The organism is Butyrivibrio sp. AE3004, from assembly GCF_000703165.1.
Classification (GTDB): Bacteria; Bacillota; Clostridia; order Lachnospirales; family Lachnospiraceae; genus Butyrivibrio.
Window position 1 is genome coordinate 281,287 of the sequence record NZ_JNLQ01000002.1, and the last position, 19,334, is coordinate 300,620.

Sequence of the window (19,334 nt, forward strand, 5' to 3'; positions counted from 1 at the left end):
AATACCTTTAATACTGATCACTATTATATGTGTCTTAAACTGAAGAAAATGCTTTAGCAGAAGTGATGAACGAACAGAAGGAGACAGCATAAATGAGAAAGCTGTATGAAAAGAACAGGATATTATTTGCGGTTTTGTGCATTGTTTTGTACTGCGTTGTTATGTCGTACTTAAAAGGAAATTTTGGATATCAGAGCATTGCAATGCTGCTTGGTATAACTGTCTTTGCGAATGGAATCATTCTTTTTGTAAAGAGAAATCATCTGGAAAAAGAATGCGGATTAGCTTCATGGCCCAAGAACACAAAAAGATTCTTATACTTTATCCCTATGTGGATATTGGCGACCGGAAATCTTTGGGATGGTTTTGCACTGTCTTATCACGGAATTGAGCTTGTTATTGCAGTGCTTTCTATGATCCTGGTTGGATTTGCGGAAGAGATGTTGTTTAGGGGATTTCTTTTTACAGCAATGTTGTCAAAGGAAAGGACAGCAGTAGCTATAATTGTTTCTTCACTTACTTTTGGTATGGGGCACATTATTAACCTTTTTACAGGACAGACAAGCTTAGAAACTATACTTCAGGTGATCTTTGCGGTTTCCTGGGGATTTATCCTTACATTTGTTTTTTATAAGAGTGGGAGCATTTTTCCATGCATAATAGCCCACTCAATGATTGATGCCTTTTCTATGTTTGGGGCTGACAACGCACTTGTGGATCAAATTTATGTTGGGGTTACAATAGTTGTAGCAATTGTCTATTGCATTTACCTTGGAAAGATCAAAGAGGATGTAAAAAAGAATGAGAACTGATATTAAATTCAAGAACTACACAGATGACAAGTATGATGCATTATGTGGTTTTCTCATTGCATTAAATGAGAAAGATGATAGCCACATTAACTGGAACTGGGCGAGACTTGAATGGATGATTGAACATCCTGAATTTGATAAGAGCTTAAAGAACTCCATTGGCCTTTGGATTGTGGATGACAAAATTGTTGGCGCTGCAATTTACGATATGTATTTTGGTGAGGGCTTTTGCGGAGTCCTTCCGGAGTATAAAGATTTATATCAGGCCGTTCTGGAATATGCCTGCAATGAGCTTAAAGACGATTCCGGTTTTGGAAGGGCAATCTGTGATGAAAATCCCACTGAGATAGAGATGGTTCAAGAACTGGGATTTAAAATTGCCGATCAGGATGAGATCATAATGGAGAGAAAGCTTGATGATTCACTTGAAGCAAAACTCACGGACGGGCTTAAATTCTTTTCCCCGGATCCCGTAAAAGATGCTTATGACCTTCAGTGGCTCTTCTGGCAGGGATTTGACCATGGCTATGACAAAGCAGAATTTGAGCGGGAAGAAGAAATCGTTCCAAGAGTCAGGAAGCATTTTAACAAGAATTTGGGTGTTGCTGCTGTGAATGAAAAGGGAGAAATGGTGGCATGTTGTCTGCTATGGTATATGACAGAGACTGACTATGTTTATGTTGAGCCTGTATGCACTATTCCCTCATATAGAGGAAAAGGCGTTGCTAAGGCTGTTATCTTTGAAGCGCTGGGCAGAGCCAAAAAGCTTGGAGCAAAAAGAGCTTACGTCATTTCCGATATGGAATTCTATGAGAGGCTCGGCTTTAGAAAGAAGTATCATTATTCATTTTGGTTTAAGAAATGATATAAATCAGTGAAAAACAGCCCCTAATGAGTGTAATCTCGGGGCTGTTTTTTGTTTGGTGATAAAGTGATGATAGGAAGGAGACATAACAATATATGGAAAAACGTGTAAAATGGTACGTAGGTCTAAGCTATTTTGTATTTTGGTTTATGGTGCTGGGATTATGCGGGACAGCAAGCATGGTATTTCACTGCCCTCCGGTTGTAATGAGGATTTTATCCAATATCTGCGCATGGGCACCGACAATTGTGTTGCTTATAGGGTTTAAGTATTTTTGCCCTGACCGCAGTATTGCTGATTTTTACAAAAAAGCTTTTGGTGGAAAGATAAGCATAGTAACGCTGGTAGCTTCAGCTATACTTACTCTTGGAGCTACTATTATTACAGTATTTGTTTTGTCCTTGATTCAGGGGAAGGCATTTGGTGAGTACTGGAATCTTGGATTCTACCCGTTCTGGGCGTCATTTTTATTCTCGATCACAACGGGGCCAACAGGAGAAGAGTCAGGCTGGAGAGGTTATCTTCGCCCATACCTTAATGCAAAATACAGCTTTTTTACAGCATCGATGATACAGGGAGTTATATGGGCATTCTGGCATACCATACTCTGGTTTGTAGATTCAGATTATATGGGAATCCAGATGATACCATACGTTCTGTCCAACGTTATTGTAATGACGGGACTTTGCTTTATCATGAATCTTTTCATGGAAAAGAACGATAACCTGATCTATGGCATAGTGATACACTTTTGCTTTAATTTCCTGTATTGTTTCTTGCAGGTTGATATTTGGTTTTATGTGGTTTTGTCTGCGATATACATGGTTATAATTGCGCTGATATGCTGGAAAAAGAGTACGTTGTCCAATAAGTGATAACCATTTTATGATTGGAAAAAGGAGGAAGGACATGATCAATTGCAGTGTATATGCTCCATGCAGATGAAAAATATTTGTATGGAGGTTAAATAATAATGAAAAACAGAATAAAGGAATTAAGAGATTTTTACATAATCTGGATCACACAGAGTCTATCACAGCTTGGAAGTGCAATAACAGGATTTGCGCTTACACTGTGGATGTATGAAAAGACCGGATCAGCGCTGAGTACAGCAGCGCTTACAATCTGTACATATGCGCCATATGTCATTATGAGCATTTTTGCAGGAGCTATAACAGATAAATTCGACAAAAAGAAAACCATGCTCATATGCGATCTTTTAGCGGCGCTTACGACGGTAGCTGTATTTGTGCTGTATAAAACAGATACGCTGACCATGTGGCATCTATATGCCATCAATGCCTTTTCAGGTCTTATGAACACTGTCCAGCAGCCTGCTTCGGAAGTGGCATATTCACTTATCGTTCCAAAAGAGCATTATCAAAAGACCAGTGGCTTTCAGCAGTTGTCACGTTCGCTTATTTCAATTGGCAATCCGCTGATAGCTGCAGCACTTTATGGATTGGCAGGGTTGGATACGGTTATTGCGGTAGACCTTTTGTCTTTTGCCATAGCATTTGTGGCATTATTGTTCTTTATAAAACTACCTGAGATCAAGGACGGAACAAGTAAGGACGAAAACGTGATCAAACTGGCAAAGGAGGGGCTAAAGTTCCTAAAAGAAACTCCGCTTATACTTACTGTAATACTGTTTATGGCGGGGGTTAACCTCACAGCTTCAGCCTTTGATGCTGTACTTCCGGCCCTTGTCATACCTCAAAAAGGTAACAATGTTTATGGGATCGTAACAGCATGCTCAGGACTGGCCATGGTAGCAGGAAGTTTCCTTCCAATGATCCTGCCAAAGCCCAAGGACAGGGTAAGAGTCATATATCTCACGATGCTTTTTGCGCTGGGGATAGAGAACTTTTTACTGGCCTTTGCAAGAAGCTCTGTTTTATGGTGCATAGGCCAGATAATAGGATGGGTGTTTGTTCCACTCATGGCAGCCAACCAGAATGTAATAATGCGCAATGTCATTCCAATAGAGCTTCAGGGAAGAGTATACGCTTGCAGAAATACTCTGCAGTTTTTTACTATTCCGATCGGACTTTTCCTTGGCGGACTCTTTGTAGACAAGATTTGCGAACCGTTTATGGCATTGAAAAGTAATGATCCATTCTGGACTTTTCTTTTCGGAAGCGGAAAGGGTTCAGGCGCCGCAATGATGATGTTTATTCTTGGTGTGACAGGAACAGCCATATGTATAATCTCCGGTCAGATTATGAAAAAATATAAATATACTGAGTAAGACTCTTGATTTGAATATCAGTGTAAAACAGACCCAATTGAGTGAATTAAAGGGTCTGTTTTTTATTTGATGCTAAAGTGATGATCAGGAGATGATGAGTACAAGGATTGATTTAGGGAGATTAGTATAATGAGGGAAAGAAATACAATTTTTGGAACTGGAAAATTTTATAAAACCGCCCTTACGATAGCGGTGCCTATAATGCTCCAGCAGCTTATACAGAGCATGGTTTCACTGATAGATAATTTTATGGTATCGGGACTTGGTGATATATCTATGTCCGGAGTAAATGTGGCAGGTCAGATACTCTTTGTGTTCATGGTCTTTATTAATACTATATGCATGACCGGAGGTATATTTCTTACACAGTTTTTTGGAGCCAGAGATCAAAACGGTATGCGACAGGCATTTATGTTTAAACTGTTTGCTGGATTTATAGCATTGATCCCATATCTTATGGTGTGCATTGTTTATCCAAGAGAAATCCTGTCGCTTATGGTTATTGGAAATACACAGGCTGCGCTTATTCTTGATGAAGCAGTTAAATATATGAGGATCATGTCTCTGGTTGGAGTTCCCATGACCATTTCTGTGAGTATAGCAAGCTCACTCAGGGATATGGGAAAAGTTAAAACACCACTTGTTGTAACAGTAATTGCAACACTTACAAACACAGTATTCAATTATCTTCTTATTTATGGAAATTTTGGCTTCCCTGCACTTGGTGTACAAGGAGCTGCTTATGCAACTGTTATAGCAAGGACGCTTGAGTTTATCATATTCGCTTTCATATATTTCAGGGGAAGACCTGATTTTGCAATTCTCTTTAACAGGGATTTCATGATAGATGGAAAGTTGTTTAAGGAAATTTTAAAGAAAGGAGCCCTGATGCTTTTTTGCGAGATGACCTGGGTTCTTTCTGAAACTTTGACTACGGCTATCTATAATGGAAGAGGCGGAGCAGATGTTGTCTCAGGAATGGCATCGAGTTTTGCTATAGCGAATCTGTTCTTTGTGGCATTTGGCGGTATTTACTCAGCAACCAGTGTGATAATCGGCAAGACTCTGGGTGAGGGCAATCTTCAAAAGGCACGTTCAGAAAAAACATGGCTTTTATCCGGATCTTTTGTATTTGGTGTTGCAATGACATTTGTAGGATTTGCGACCACAATTATTGTTCCTGTTGTATTTGGAAGGCTAAGCCCGAATGCTATCACAATTTCAAGAAATATGGTAATTATGATGTCATTCTTTATGCCGATATGGGTGATGATCAATGCGCAGCAGGCTGTAGCAAGAGCCGGTGGTGACACAAAGATGGGGGCATATGTTGATGCCGGAATAACGATAACAGTAATGCTCCCTATGCTCTTTTTACTTGCAAGATTCACTGATATTGGCCCGGTACAGATGTATCTTTGCATTAAAATCCTTGATATTGTAAAGATTGGGATATTCCATTTTTGGCTGAAAAAAGAGCGCTGGCTTAATAATCTAACTTGCGAGCATCAGCCGGAGCCGCTTGTACAAAATGCTTCATAAAGTTGCTGCATACGATGTTTTGGCACTCATTTGTCTTTTGAGGAACGCGCAAAGAGTAGTATTATAATGTATAGCAACTGGTAACTACGAAGGGGAGCATATTAAATGAAGCTGTTTTTACTTGAAGATGATGACGCAATTGGAATGGGGCTTAAGTACTCTCTGGAAAAAGAGGGGTATGAGGTCGTTCATGTTAAAACAAAGGCAGATGCAGAAGACGCCTTTAGCATAAATACATTTGATATATGCATCCTGGATATCAATCTTCCGGATGGAAATGGCTATGATGTGTGCAAATTCATCAAAGAAAAAGAGGATGTTCCGGTAATCTTTCTTACAGCAAGCGATGCAGAAGTCAACGTGGTCATGGGCCTTGAGATGGGTGCAGATGATTACGTGTGCAAGCCCTTCAGGATCAATGAGCTCATGGCCAGGATCAAGACTGTTCTTAGAAGAAGTGGCAAAGGGTTGGCTAATTCTGGAGCGGAGAGAAGCGGGATCCTTGAAATAAAAAACGTCCGCATTCATACTGGCGAAGCTAAAGTTGGCTTATTGGATGAGTCGACTGAAAAAGAGGAAATGGTTGAGCTTACTGCCCTGGAGTACAGATTGCTTTTAGCATTTTATAATAACAGGGGCGTTGTTATGTCAAGAAGTCAGCTCCTTGAAGAGATGTGGGATGTAAGCGGTGATTTTGTCAACGATAATACTCTTACTGTCTACATTAAAAGACTTAGGGATAAGATAGAAAAAGACCCGGCTAACCCTCAGATCATTAAAACCGTCAGAGGACTTGGGTATATACTTGAAAAGTGATATGCAGATTTTGTGAGAACAGTATTAGCATGATTGGGGAATTGCAAAATGTTCAGGAATAAGGAATTCAAGTTTATGTTTATTACGGCAGCTGTTTTTACAGCTGCTCTTTCTGTATGTGGATATGCTATTTGTGGCATACCTGCAGCTGCTTTGATATTGATCCTGGGAATAGGCATTACAACAGGGTTTGTGATGATCACAAGGCGAAGATATGCTGATATTGATGCCCTGAATTCTTATCTTGTAAGAGTTCTTGCCGGAGATGAAGCCCCTGGTATTCTGGATCAGGAAGAGGGCGAACTGTCACTTCTTAAGACAAACATCTACAAGGCAACATCTACTCTTAATTATCAAAAAGATCTTTTATCAAAAGATAAGCTGGCACTTTCAAATGCCATAGCAGATATCAGTCATCAGCTCAAGACTCCTCTGACATCCATGATCGTCATGAACGATCTTTTAAAGACAGAGGATGATGAAGGGAAGCGAATGGAGTTTCTTAAGACACAGTCAAATCAGCTGGACAGGATGAACTGGCTGATCCAGACGCTCCTGAAATTATCCAAGATTGATGCAGGTACCATAACCATGAAGCCTGAAGATATACAGGCAGAGCAGCTGATCAAGGAAGTTATAAAACCCTTTGAAATTCAGATGGAACTGAAAAATATAAAATGCACAAGGCATATTTCTGATATTTCTTTTAGCTGTGACAGGAACTGGACTATAGAAGCACTTCAAAATATTGTGAAAAACTGCATTGAACATATGGATAGTGGTGATGAGCTGTCAATAAGTACATCCGACACCAACATCTACAAGGAGATCACAATTGAAGATACCGGCTGCGGAATAGCAGAAGAAGACCTTCCGCACATTTTTGAAAGGTTCTATAAGGGCAAAAATGCCGGGAAGGACAGCGTGGGTATAGGGCTTGCTCTTTCAAAGACAATCATTACCAGCCAGCATGGTGACATAATTGTGGAGAGCACTGAAGGTGTGGGGGCCAGATTCTCTGTTCGTTTCTATAAGACGATCATTTAAGACACGTTCCAGAAAACTGCAATATTACAAAAATGTAATGAAAAAGTCACGGGATTGTAAGCCTATAAAACTAAACTTTTCTTAGACAATGAAAAATGTTTAAGAAGGGAGACAAAACGAAAATGAACATTTTGGAAATCAGAAACCTTTGCAAAGTTTATGGAATAGGAGAGACAAGAGTTGATGCTCTGAAAGATGTCTCTTTCGATATAGAACAGGGAGAGTTTGTGGCAATCGTAGGACCCTCCGGGTCTGGCAAGTCTACACTGCTCCATATTCTTGGCGGGGTTGACGTTCCAACATCGGGAAGCTGCAACATCGCAGGTACCGATATTGGGAAGCTTGATGAAACAAAGCTTGCGATCTTTCGAAGAAGAAACATCGGACTTATTTATCAGTTTTACAACCTTATTCCAATCCTGAACGTGGAAGAAAATATGACACTTCCAATCTTGCTGGATGGGAAAAAACCTGATAAAAAGCTCCTTAATGACCTTGTGGAAAAGCTTGGATTAAAAGAGAGATTATCACATCTTCCAAATCAGCTCTCCGGAGGCCAACAGCAGAGGGTATCAATAGGTAGGGCGCTTATGAATCATCCGGCTCTTCTTCTTGCAGACGAGCCCACAGGTAACCTGGATTCTGAGAACAGTAAGGAGATCATTTCTCTGCTTCGAAAGTTCAACAAGGAAAACAACCAGACGGTTATCATCATCACACATGATGAAAAGATCGCACTTTCCGCTGACAGAGTTATCACCATCGAGGATGGCCGGATAACAAGGGATTCAAAGAAAGAAGGGGTGATGGCATCATGAACATTGTATCAACACTGACACTTAGACACCTTCTTGGAAACAAGAAAAGATCGGTGGTAACAATACTTGGAATTGTGGCATCGACGGCACTTATAAGCGCCATTATTTTGGGTGTATTTTCTTTCTTTAAGTTCTTTGGTTATCTGTCAATACAGTCTGACGGAAACGTACATGCTCAGTTCAGTGAGATCACGTATAAGCAGTACGTATCACTGTCAGAGGATGACAGGATTGAAAGCGTTGGCCTGTGCGATACAACAGAGCAGAAAACCGGTGTAAGACTTAATAGCGGCAAAGAAGAGCGCTTTAGCATTGGAAATATTGAGCAGGCAAATCCTGTATATATGTCAATGAGGGTAATATCAGACTATGATGGAGTCCTTCCAAAGAATTCCTCCGAGATAGCAGTTGAAGAGCAGTTCCTTATTGATAATGGCCTGGAGGATCTTAAGATCGGAGATACCCTTACCTTTGAACAAGGCTACAGATATATGTACGATGAGCAGGGTGAATTAGTATACCTGGGAGGAAACTACAGGTCAGATGAACAGTTCAAGGCGCTGTCCACTGAGACCTGCACAGTGACAGCAATTCTTCACGGCAACAAACCTACCGGAAGCTGGGATATTATAAGATGCCTGGACGAAGGCTATTTTCCTGACTCTGAAAAGGCCCAGGTGGTAATTTTGCTTAAAAACTGTGACCATACAGCGCTTAAGCAGATCAAGCACATCATCGCAGATCATGAGATCCAAAAGTACGATCTTAATACAGAGTATCTGCTTAGCTGCTTTGCTTTTGAGGGAAGCGGAGGCTCTTACAGGTCATTTTTCGTAATGATGGCAGTTGCACTTGCGATCGTGATCGCTACATCTGTTATTTTGATCTTCAATTCCATAGGTATGTCTCTTACAGAGAGAATGCGCTATCTGGGAATGCTTGCCAGCGTCGGAGCCACAGCAAGACAAAAGAGATCCTCAATTTATTTTGAAGGACTCATTCTTGGAATCATCGGTATTCCTTTGGGACTATTGTGTGGCTACATTGGAACCAGGATCACCCTGGCATTTCTTGGAAGGAGGATCCTTGAAGCTGACATTTTTGTAGGCGCAGAGGGGATGAGGGGCAGTATACCTGTAGTATGCGAGCCTTCTGTAATTGTAGCGATCGTGTTTTTTGCAGCGCTTACAATACTTATTTCAACCTTTGTTCCAGCCATCAGGGCAGCAAAGGTTATGCCTATTGATGCCCTCAGGCAGAACAACGTGGTAAAAGTAAAAGCAAAGGGGCTTCGTGTGAATCCACTAATCCGCAAGATCTTTGGATATGAAGGGGAGCTTGCTTACAAGAATATAAAAAGAAATGGTGTAAAGGGAAAGGTTATTACCGCTACTATCGCGGTTTCGGTGATCTTGTTCCTTACGATCAACTTTTTCTGTAATTCAATTGCAAGAGCCAATCAGTATGAGGTTGATTTTCCATATCAGGTTGTAGCATCCTGCCTGCTTTCGGAAAGTGACAAACTTAGGAGCGAAATAGAGCAGATAGAAGGCGTTGATGATGTTTACAGCGCCGGTATGATACAGTTTTTGTTCAGAAAGTCCCCTGAGTCACGTTACGAGCTGGCAAACACAGATATCGCTGATAAAAAGTTCCTTTCGCGTGAATTTGCTGACCTGAAATTAGACTGCATGGATGTGGTCATAGCTGATGATGATGATTTTGATAAGATCCTTACAGATAACGGGCTTGAAAGGGACGAATACTATGGCGATACCTTAAAAGGTGTTCTGCTCAATGACTATTTCCGTGAAAATAAGCCCAGTGAGGTATTCAATGATAAGATCCTGGGACAGGTTCTTCACTATGATAAGGTGCAGGGAAATCCACCAGCTATAGAGATTGCAGCACTGGTAAAATATGACGGAAATAACAAGATCTATAATATGACACCTAAGACCAATATTGCTGTCTATGTGCCTGCCTCCATGTATTTTGAAAAAGCAAAAGAAGTTCTTCCCGAAGATATGCTCGTCCTGGATCTGGGAGTTGAGACCTCACGTCCAGAAGAAGTCCTTGAAAGGATATATTCAATTTTGGAAGAGGGCGGATACCACAATTATTACGGTTCTAACCTTTACTCTACAATAAAGGCTATGGACGCTATCACGCTGATGCTTAAGACAGCTATGTATGGGTTCACTATTCTTCTTACTCTTATAGCTATTGCAAATATCGTTAACACGATATCAACTGGAGTGCTCCTTAGGAGAAAAGAGTTCGCGATGTATAAATCTGTGGGCCTTGATAATACAGGGTTTAAAAAGATGATAAGGCTTGAAACGCTTCTTTACGGCATAAAGGCCCTTATCTGGGGGATTTCAATATCTCTTTTGCTCAGCTACATCATGTATTCGACCTTCGATATGAAGCTGCTTACCTTCGATCCTGACTGGCTCATGTACGGTGTGACAATGATCGCGGTCTTTGGAATTCTGGGCATCAGTATGGCCCTTAGCATTAGCAAGATCAAGGATGATAACATCATAGAAGCCCTTAAGGAAGATGCAGTATAACGTCAGATTTGAAAAATAAGTGTAAAACAGACCCAAATCAGTGCATACATGGGTCTGTTTTTTATTTCATGATAGAGTATTATGGAATGGAGGGTGAAAAACTGTAGATATGTGTATGGAATGAAGGGTAAACAGAAATGACTATGAGGGAATTTCTTTTAGCAGCGATAATACTTAGCATATTTGCTATGCTTTTTGAGGGGATTATTGTTTTTAGAAAACTCAAAAATAAGCTTCATGCATATCTGTTTTTGAACTGCATCACAATGCTGATCAGTAACACAGGGTATCTTCTGGAACTTCTTTCAAAAACTGAAGACGGCTATATTGCAGCCCTGAAGTTCTCATATATAGGAAGAGTGTTTATTGTATTTTCTCTTATCATGGTCTCTGCTGAGCTGTGTCACATTCTGATTCCCAGGCTCCTGGTGAGAGCTTTGATCCTGATTGATGTGTTTGTCTATGCCATCATTTTTACATTCCAGGAGCATGATCTGTTTTACTCCAAGATATGGTATGACAAGACCGGTATGTTCCCGGTTCTTTTGCATAGAAACGGTATTGTACACAAAGCGTTTATGCAGTACCAGGCAATTGCTATTATCATCGTTTTGGCATTGCTGTTCAGGTCCATAAAAAGCCACAAAGGAAAAATCGCCAAAAGGCGCGTCCTTATCATCATCGGCGGATTTATCGTTGCGGCAATTCTCTACATATTCCAGGTTGCGCACGTTTTCTTTGCTACGTATTACTTTGATATTTCTATATTCGGAAATGTTGCGATCACGATTTCCATGTTCATAGCCATATTCAGATATAACCTTCTCGGAGTCATAGACATGGCCAGAGATTATATTGTGGACAGGTTATCAGAGGGAGTTATTGCCCTTGACTGTGACGACAAGCTGCAGTACTACAATGAACATGCAAAAGAGCTTTATCCCGATATTACCAAAGATCCAATGAGTGTCGTTAATACCTTGAGAGAGGCTATCATAAGAGGCGATACCATTGAGATTGGCGATAAGTATTACACACCTGAGGAAAAAGAGCTTTCGGCGAATGGAGAAGTTATCGGAAAGCTCTATGCGCTGGTTGACTCAACTGTACTAAAGCAGAGGGAGTACCAGTTAAAATCAGACGCGGCTATTTTGGAAATGGCCACAAACAGCATGAAAGAGCGACTTAATACCACAGAAGAGATCATTAGTCAGGACAGAGCAATGCGCCATGACAGGAGACATTTTGAAGCGCTCATCTTATCCCTTATACAGGACGGGAAAGTGGATGAAGCAAAAAAATGCCTTGAGGAGCGCTTGTCTCAGGAGCCTCGGGGAAACAGGAGTTTTTGCGAGAACACTACTGTCAATGCAGCGCTTATGCACTATGTAGCCATTGCAGAGAGGAATAATATAAGGGTAAAGGTATCTGCCAATATTCCACATAATGTGGGTGTTGATGAGATGCAGCTGGCTATTGCTGTAAGCAACTTACTTGAAAATGCGATTCATGCCTGTGATAAGGTCCCTGAAGCAGAACGTTTCATTGAAGTTACTGCAAAATATAAGCAGCAGCTACTTTTGGAGATATCAAATTCCTGCCGTGGGCCGGTTAAGCTTGATGAAAATGGTCATCCTGTTACATCAGAGGACGGACATGGAATCGGAACAAGGAGTGTCCTTGACTTTGCTAAAAAGACAGGCAGCGAGATCAGATATATTACTGAGAATGATATGTTTAAAGTACGCATGTTAATAGGATGATGCGAGGATAGCGTTTATGAAAAAAAGTGCTTTGTGTATTTTGGCTATGATCATATGCTTAACTGCTCTTTCCGGCTGTAAATCTAAAGAGCAGGAAGGAAAAACAACCATAGTCTTTCAGACATGGAATCCGGCAGATTACGGACCGGATAGCCCAATATACAAGATCATTGATTCATTTGAAAAAGAAAATCCGGATATACATGTGAAATATGTCTTTACGAAATCAGGTGCATATCAGGAGCATATGCGAGTAGAACTGATAGACGGTGATGGCCCTGATGTATATGGAATAAGCACCGGTTCAGCCTTTGATACCTTTAGGATTTTTGAGGAAGATCTGACTTCTTTTTGTGAAAGAGAATGGGGAGAGGATTGGAAGGATAAATTTCTTGATTCATGTCTTGATAGTGTAAGTGATTCCGATGGAAGAGTTTATGGGCTTCCACTTGGGCAGACCTATGCGGGATATATGTGGGCAGATGTAAATATGCTAAGGCAGTATGGGTGCGAAGTTCCGACAAATTATCAGGAAATGAAGAAAACCTGTCAGACACTTCGTGAGAATGGGCAGATGCCACTCTCAATCGGAGCCGAGGATTCATGGATGAATCTTGATATGTGGATGTCTATTGCGGCAGATTGCGACAAGGATGCTTTATACGATGCAATAGAGGGCAAGGCAAGCTTTGAATCAGAGCCTATAATAGAGTCTTTTAAGATATGGCAGGACTGCTTTGAAAGCGGAGTATTCCAGGACAAAGCTGTTAAAATGCCAATTTATGATACCATTAATGATATGTTCCAGCGAGATGGCAGTATACCCATGATCACCAACGGATCCTGGGCCATGAACATGTACACGGTAGGCGATGAGAAAACCAGAGCTGTTTTTGATAAAGAGGGTGCAGATCATGATGTTTTCCTGATTGATTGGAATGACGACGGAAAAGTGGCTCCGGTGACTGCTAATCCTGATGTAGTACTTTGCCTGAATCCGGAGTCAAGACAGAAGGAAGCAGCTTTTCGCTTTATGGACTATCTGGTAAATGAAGGTCAGAATCTTCTGGTCAATCAATACCTGGAATATATGCCATCCCGTGCGGATTTGGAGCTAAGTGTACAGGGGCTTGGCGAAGATGGAAAAAAGAATCTTGATGTGATCGTAGAAAACGGAAAAAACAATGTTGCAGGGCCAAGAGGAATCAAGTATGAAGACCTGAGTCTTGCTGTATGTGATGCACTAAAAGAGCTCGCAACAGGAAAAATAACTCCTGAAGAAGCCGTCGGTCAAATTCAGAGAGTGTCTGAGGAAACAATACGATAATGGGGAGAGATGTATGATGCAGTATGGAATGCCAACACTTATTGAGAACAAAACTTTGGAAGACAACATAAATCTTTGCAAAAGTCTTGGTCTTAACTTCATAGAATTAAACATGAACTTTCCTGAATATCAGGTTAACGAATTGGAGCAGACTGAGCACCTTATTGAACTTGCAGATAAAGCAGGGATCTACTATACAATTCATCTTGATGAAAACCTGAATATTGCAGATTTTAACCGTCTGGTTTCGGAAGCATATCTTGAGACAGTGAGGCGTTCTATTGAGGTGGCAAAAGCTCTTTTACCGCTGCGTGACCTTTATGGTGATGCAAGTCAGCCCCTTACTCTAAACATGCACATGCACCATGGGATTTATATCACATTGCCTGATCGCAAAGTGCAGATGTATGACCGGGATTTTGATACCTACATGAAGTCGTTTTCTGTATTTCGTGAAAAGTGCGAGGAGTGGATCGGGGACAGCGATATCATGATCGCTGTGGAAAACACAGACGGATTTCGGGAGTATGAAAAGAAAGCGATCGAGTTTTTGCTGGAGAGTCAAAAGTTTGGTCTTACCTGGGATATAGGCCATTCAAAGGCTACCGGAGAAAAAGATGTTCCCTTCATAATGAGTCATAAGGATCATTTGATCCATTTCCATATCCATGATGGCTCAGAGGTTCCGCCCAGGAACCATCTGGCTCTTGGAGACGGAGAAATTGATTTAAAGGAAAGGCTCAGTCTCGCCGAGCAGAGAAATGCAAGATGCGTTCTTGAAACCAAGACCATTGAGGCTTTGAAAAAATCTGTCCTTTGGCTAAACGTAAAGTGCTCTTAAAATTTCTGGAAAAGGGTATTATTAGTAAAAAACAAGAAAAAATGCTTGCAAAATATTAGCAGGTTTAATTGATTATCAAAACAGAGGAGGAGCTGGTATGAACGCAAGGGAGTATTTAGAGATTTTACATGTTGCAGAGAGACTGAAAGATACGCCTCGTCATTGTACTACATCGAAAAGAAGAACTGAGAGTGTGGCAGAACACAGCTGGCGGATTTCGCTAATGGCATTTCTTCTTAAACATGAGTTTGCAGATTTAGATATTGATAAAGTTGTGGATATGTGCCTTATTCATGATCTTGGGGAGTGTTTTACCGGTGATATTCCGACATTTATAAAGACTGATTCCGATAGAGAGGTTGAAGATTCTCTTTTGAACCAGTGGGTTAAATCTCTCCCGGAGGAACTATCTGGGGAGATAGCTGCTCTTTATGAAGAGATGGATGCCCAAGAAACGAAGGAGGCTAAGCTGTACAAGTCATTGGATAAGCTTGAGGCATTGATTCAACACAACGAGTCCCCAATTGATACATGGGCTGAAAATGAGTATGAACTCAATAAAACATATGCCTTTGATACAGTATCCTTTTCTGAATGGCTTACAGACCTTAGAAAAGTGATTCTTGAAGATACCTTAGAAAAGATTGAAAAAGAAGGTCAAGAGTGAGTATTAACCAGTTTTACTTACCATATCTTTGACTACAAATATTATTTAAGATTTTTCTTGAAAAAGATTTTTAATTCAATTAGCCTTTTCTTAGGACGTCCAAATCTTTCCTAAGAGGAGGCTTTTGACTATGAATAAAGAACAACTGCACAGATACATATCTGAGAGTACAGGGAATGAGAGCAATATATGTCAGATTTATGTCGTCAAAGATGGTGAGGTGGCACTTGATGATTGCTTTCATGGATTCAAGACTTTGGATGCGATGAATGTCAATTCAGTGACTAAAGGCATTGTAGCATTACTGGCAGGGATTGCGTTGGACAAAGGGGCTATCAAAAGCGTAGATCAAAAGGTGATGGATTTCTTTCCTGATTACACTGTAAAACGTGGGGAGAAAACTATCTATGACGTTACAATCAGGCATCTGCTTACTATGACGGCTCCTTATAAAGGGAAGTCAGAACCATGGAAGAAGGTGTGCACTTCCAAGGACTTTACGCTTGCGATTCTTGATTATCTTGGTGGTCGGAGCGGAATCACCGGAGAATTCAGGTACGCAACTCTTGGTGTTCAGATCCTTGCCGGGATAGTCGAGAGAGCAACGGGCGAAAAATGCATTGATTTCGCTAACAAAAACTTGTTTGAACCACTGGAACTTCCAAAGCGCATACCCCATGGAGACAGCTCTAAAGAGGATCAATTTGACTTCTTTATGAACAAAAATCCAAGGAAATATGAGTGGTACTCTGACCCTCAGGGCAGCGTAACTGCAGGGTGGGGATTATGTATGTCTGCGAGAGACATGGCTGTAATCGGCGCGATGGTACTAGACGGTGGTTTGCATGATGGAAAAAGAGTGATCTCAGAAGAATACCTGAATGATATGCTTGCACCGCATCTCAAGCTGGGCGAAAAATTTGGCTTCATGAGCTATGGGTATTTATGGTACAAGCCCAATGATGATAGAGATGTATTTGCTGCGATTGGAGACAGCGGAAATATTATTTATATAAACAAAGAGCAAAATGTATCTGTTGGAATAACCGGTACATTTAAGGTGAGGATTTTTGATCGTGTGGAATTCATTGAGAATAAAGTCTTGCCGGTTATTTAATACGCGGTATAGGTCTAAGTTCTATTCCAGTAAAATACACGAGAAGGAGTCATAATGAAGCGAGAATTAGGAATAGCAAGATGTGGATTGGCTTGTTGCTTGTGCTCTGAGAATGTCGCATGCAAGGGCTGCAAACTTGACGGCTTCAAAGAATTATCTTGGTGCAAAGATGCTGATTTTTGCGAAAACAGAAGATGTGGAATATCAAAGGGTATTCCTGGATGCTGGAAATGTGATGAATCTGATTGCAGAAAAGGCTTATTTGCAGAAAAGATAAAACCCCGAGCATTTAACGAATATATTCGCCGCTTCGGCATGGAAGCATTGCTCGATCGCCTGGAAATCAATGAAAAGGCAGGGGTAGTTTACCATAGGGAAGGGATAATCGGCGATTATGACGATTTCAACGATATTGAAGAATTGATACAGTTCATAAAGAATGGTATCTTTATAAAACGGAAGAAGATGCCAGACAATATGTTAATGGTATCTATAGGACCACTATTGCAAAGGACATCGTAAGAAAATTCAAGATAGAAAACGAAGATCTCTTGATAATGATTGGAAACTATCTTATGGATAACGTTGGCAATCAGACTTCGATAAGAAATGTGGCATCCAAACTAACCTCTGGCACCTACAAAACGAATGATAAGACGGTAGGGGCATACATGAATTACTTTTGCAGATCGTTCCTTTTTTATCCAATCCAGCGTTATGACATAAAGGGGAAAAGATATTTAGAATCAGATAAGAAGTACTACCTGTCTGATTTGGCTTTCCGCTTTTCTGAGATAGGAACAAAAAATGCTGATTATGGACACCTCTATGAGAACATAGTTGCAATTGAACTTCTCAGACGGGGATATGAAGTATATGTAGGCAAATTACATGAAAAAGAAGTGGATTTTGTCACAATCAAAGAAGGCGAAAAGGTCTACATACAGGTATCTGATGATATATCCAGAGAGGATACTTTTAAGCGGGAGGTTTCATCGCTTTTAGGTATTAAGGATGCTTATCCAAAGCTGCTGATAGCCAGGACAAAACATGAGGAAAGTCAGCATGAAGGAATAAGGATTATCGATATCGCCAGATGGCTTTCTGATTCGCAAAAATAATATTTTTTTAAATTTGCGAAATGAACCCAAAATGCTGATAACCGTTTATATTCTATTTTTAAGAGAGCGTATTACTCCGTTACGTTCCGTAGAATGACATGTGTAAGTAACAGGTACAGCTTATCCGGCTAACCTGACCTCAGGGTTTCAAACAATTATTCTGGTGATATGTGTATTACAGAAGATGAACTTGTTTATGCTAATGGAAGAAACAACGCAGCTTCAAGAGAAAAGAGATGAAAAACTTTGAGGAGTTTATGAAGGATAGAGATGATGAACAAGAAAAATGAAAAATAATGAGATAGTGAGCATATTAGAAATGTCAGAAAAAAGGCTGTTTTACAGTATAATTTACTGTTAAATGGCTTTTTTTCTGCTATAGTAAAACTATGTTTTTGATGGAGGAAGCTGTGAGAATGATTTTTTTTAAGGAAGGACCGGATGGGCCTACAGTAGCTTTTATGGCAACAAAGACAACGGTAAATAGCGGAGCAGTATGGGGAGTCGTGATATTTTCAATAGTTGCTCTTTTCATGGTGATCATAGGTATTTGTCAATTTATGAAAAAAGATGGACCTGTTGGGTTTTATAATCTGACCGCGCCTCCAAATAAAGATGAGATTACAGACATCATCAAGTGGAATAGGAAGCATGGAATGATCTGGATTGTGTATGGCATATGTATAGAACTGGGTTTTTGGCTGGGATGGGCTATGCCAACTGAATTGCTGGAAATGCTAGTCATGATAGGCTGTGTTGTATTACCATTACCCTTTATGGATCTGCGGCATAAAGGTCTGGTAAAGATGTATTGTAGAGAAAAGAGTATGTAAGGGGGATCGTAGTGAAGATTGCTGTAATTGGGAGTATCAACATGGACCAGACTGTGCTGGCTGAGCGGATTCCGCTTAAAGGAGAAACGGTAAAAGGATCTGATTTACAGTATATTCCAGGCGGTAAAGGCGCTAACCAGGCTGTGGCTATGGCGAGACTTGGTGCCGAGGTCACAATGTTTGGCTGTGTAGGAAATGATGAGAATGGCCGCCATCTTATCAAAAATTTGGAAACTAATAATGTAAAAACGGACAATATAAAAATCGTAGATGGTGAGCCCACAGGAATTGCAATAATTACTTTAGGAGAAGATGATAATACTATAGTTGTTGTTGCAGGAGCTAATCATTGTACTGATATATCTTATATCGAATCCATAAAGAATGAGTTGTTTAAACATGACATGGTTGTGTTTCAGCATGAAATACCGCTTGATGCAGTTCATTATGCTATTGAGATATGTCATGAAAAGGGGATTCCTATTGTGCTTAATCCGGCACCGGCTGCCGATGTACCCAAAGAAATTGTCGAAAAAGTTACATATATAACACCAAATGAACATGAAGCATACCTGATATTTGGGGAAGGTATGTCTGAAGAAGAAATCCTTAAAAGATATCCGGAGAAATTAATAATCACAAAAGGGAGCAAGGGTGTTAGTACTTGTCTTAAGAGCGGAGAAATACTAAGTATTCCCTGTATCAAAAGCAGTATTGTTGACACAACCGGAGCGGGAGATACATTTAATGGTGCGTTTGCAGTAAAAATATGTGGTGGAGATAAAATGAAGGAGGCACTGATTTATGCTAATACAGCGGCAGGTTTATCTGTCGAGAAGATGGGGGCTCAAGGTGGTATGCCTACATCAGAAGAAGTGGAGCTGAGGATAGGTAACATATTGTTGTAATAATATGGAAACCATGGGCACGTGGAGTTT

Annotated in this window: 18 protein-coding genes; all 18 read left to right on the forward strand. The window is 40.5% G+C overall.

Going from position 1 to position 19,334, the window contains the following annotated elements; all coding sequences use genetic code 11:
- The first annotated feature begins 92 nt into the window (after positions 1-92).
- The 18 genes from BV60_RS0104000 (at position 93) to rbsK (ending at position 19,304) form a co-directional block, all read left to right on the forward strand.
- On the forward strand, positions 93-812 hold the full coding sequence (locus BV60_RS0104000; RefSeq protein WP_029319661.1) for a CPBP family intramembrane glutamic endopeptidase: 720 nt from the start codon (positions 93-95) through the stop codon (positions 810-812).
- Positions 802-1,677, forward strand: a complete 876-nt coding sequence (locus tag BV60_RS0104005) for a GNAT family N-acetyltransferase (RefSeq protein ID WP_029319663.1) — start codon at positions 802-804, stop codon at positions 1,675-1,677. The genes BV60_RS0104000 and BV60_RS0104005 overlap by 11 nt, the downstream gene beginning before the upstream one ends.
- A 95-nt stretch (positions 1,678-1,772) precedes the next feature.
- Positions 1,773-2,552 carry a CPBP family intramembrane glutamic endopeptidase gene (locus BV60_RS0104010; protein ID WP_029319665.1) on the forward strand — a complete coding sequence of 260 codons (780 nt, stop codon included), beginning with the start codon at positions 1,773-1,775 and terminating at the stop codon, positions 2,550-2,552.
- A 98-nt stretch (positions 2,553-2,650) separates the two neighbouring features.
- Positions 2,651-3,928 carry an MFS transporter gene (locus tag BV60_RS0104015; RefSeq protein WP_026659302.1) on the forward strand — a complete coding sequence of 426 codons (1,278 nt, stop codon included), beginning with the start codon at positions 2,651-2,653 and terminating at the stop codon, positions 3,926-3,928.
- A 129-nt stretch (positions 3,929-4,057) separates the two neighbouring features.
- Positions 4,058-5,470, forward strand: coding sequence for an MATE family efflux transporter (locus BV60_RS0104020; protein WP_051656503.1), 1,413 nt, complete (start codon positions 4,058-4,060; stop codon positions 5,468-5,470).
- Positions 5,471-5,575: 105 nt separating this feature from the next.
- On the forward strand, positions 5,576-6,286 hold the full coding sequence (locus BV60_RS0104025) for a response regulator transcription factor (protein ID WP_026659304.1): 711 nt from the start codon (positions 5,576-5,578) through the stop codon (positions 6,284-6,286).
- Positions 6,287-6,334: 48 nt separating this feature from the next.
- The gene (locus BV60_RS0104030; RefSeq protein WP_029319667.1) at positions 6,335-7,333 is read left to right on the forward strand and encodes a sensor histidine kinase; all 999 of its coding nucleotides are present in this window, start codon (positions 6,335-6,337) and stop codon (positions 7,331-7,333) included.
- Positions 7,334-7,455: 122 nt separating this feature from the next.
- Entirely contained in the window at positions 7,456-8,151 is a 696-nt protein-coding gene (locus BV60_RS0104035) for an ABC transporter ATP-binding protein (protein WP_029319668.1), read from the forward strand.
- Positions 8,148-10,727, forward strand: coding sequence for an ABC transporter permease (locus BV60_RS0104040; RefSeq protein WP_029319669.1), 2,580 nt, complete (start codon positions 8,148-8,150; stop codon positions 10,725-10,727). Before BV60_RS0104035 ends, BV60_RS0104040 begins: the two co-directional genes overlap by 4 nt.
- Positions 10,728-10,864: 137 nt before the next feature.
- Positions 10,865-12,490 (forward strand): histidine kinase N-terminal 7TM domain-containing protein, encoded by a 1,626-nt coding sequence (locus tag BV60_RS21670; protein WP_051656504.1) that lies wholly within the window; start codon positions 10,865-10,867, stop codon positions 12,488-12,490.
- Positions 12,491-12,506: 16 nt separating this feature from the next.
- Positions 12,507-13,817, forward strand: a complete 1,311-nt coding sequence (locus BV60_RS0104050; protein WP_029319671.1) for an ABC transporter substrate-binding protein — start codon at positions 12,507-12,509, stop codon at positions 13,815-13,817.
- 13 nt (positions 13,818-13,830) lie between these two features.
- Positions 13,831-14,658, forward strand: a complete 828-nt coding sequence (locus BV60_RS0104055) for a sugar phosphate isomerase/epimerase family protein (RefSeq protein WP_242840943.1) — start codon at positions 13,831-13,833, stop codon at positions 14,656-14,658.
- 97 nt (positions 14,659-14,755) lie between these two features.
- Entirely contained in the window at positions 14,756-15,325 is a 570-nt protein-coding gene (locus BV60_RS0104060) for an HD domain-containing protein (protein WP_029319674.1), read from the forward strand.
- A 130-nt stretch (positions 15,326-15,455) separates the two neighbouring features.
- Entirely contained in the window at positions 15,456-16,442 is a 987-nt protein-coding gene (locus BV60_RS0104065; protein ID WP_029319675.1) for a serine hydrolase domain-containing protein, read from the forward strand.
- A 54-nt stretch (positions 16,443-16,496) separates the two neighbouring features.
- Entirely contained in the window at positions 16,497-16,964 is a 468-nt protein-coding gene (locus BV60_RS0104070; RefSeq protein ID WP_051656505.1) for a DUF3795 domain-containing protein, read from the forward strand.
- Between the two features lie 35 nt (positions 16,965-16,999).
- On the forward strand, positions 17,000-17,563 hold the full coding sequence (locus BV60_RS0104075) for an ATP-binding protein (protein ID WP_051656506.1): 564 nt from the start codon (positions 17,000-17,002) through the stop codon (positions 17,561-17,563).
- A gap of 416 nt (positions 17,564-17,979) precedes the next feature.
- Positions 17,980-18,396 carry a hypothetical protein gene (locus BV60_RS0104080; RefSeq protein WP_029319678.1) on the forward strand — a complete coding sequence of 139 codons (417 nt, stop codon included), beginning with the start codon at positions 17,980-17,982 and terminating at the stop codon, positions 18,394-18,396.
- Between the two features lie 11 nt (positions 18,397-18,407).
- Entirely contained in the window at positions 18,408-19,304 is an 897-nt protein-coding gene (gene rbsK, locus BV60_RS0104085; RefSeq protein ID WP_029319679.1) for a ribokinase, read from the forward strand.
- Positions 19,305-19,334: the final 30 nt, after the last annotated feature.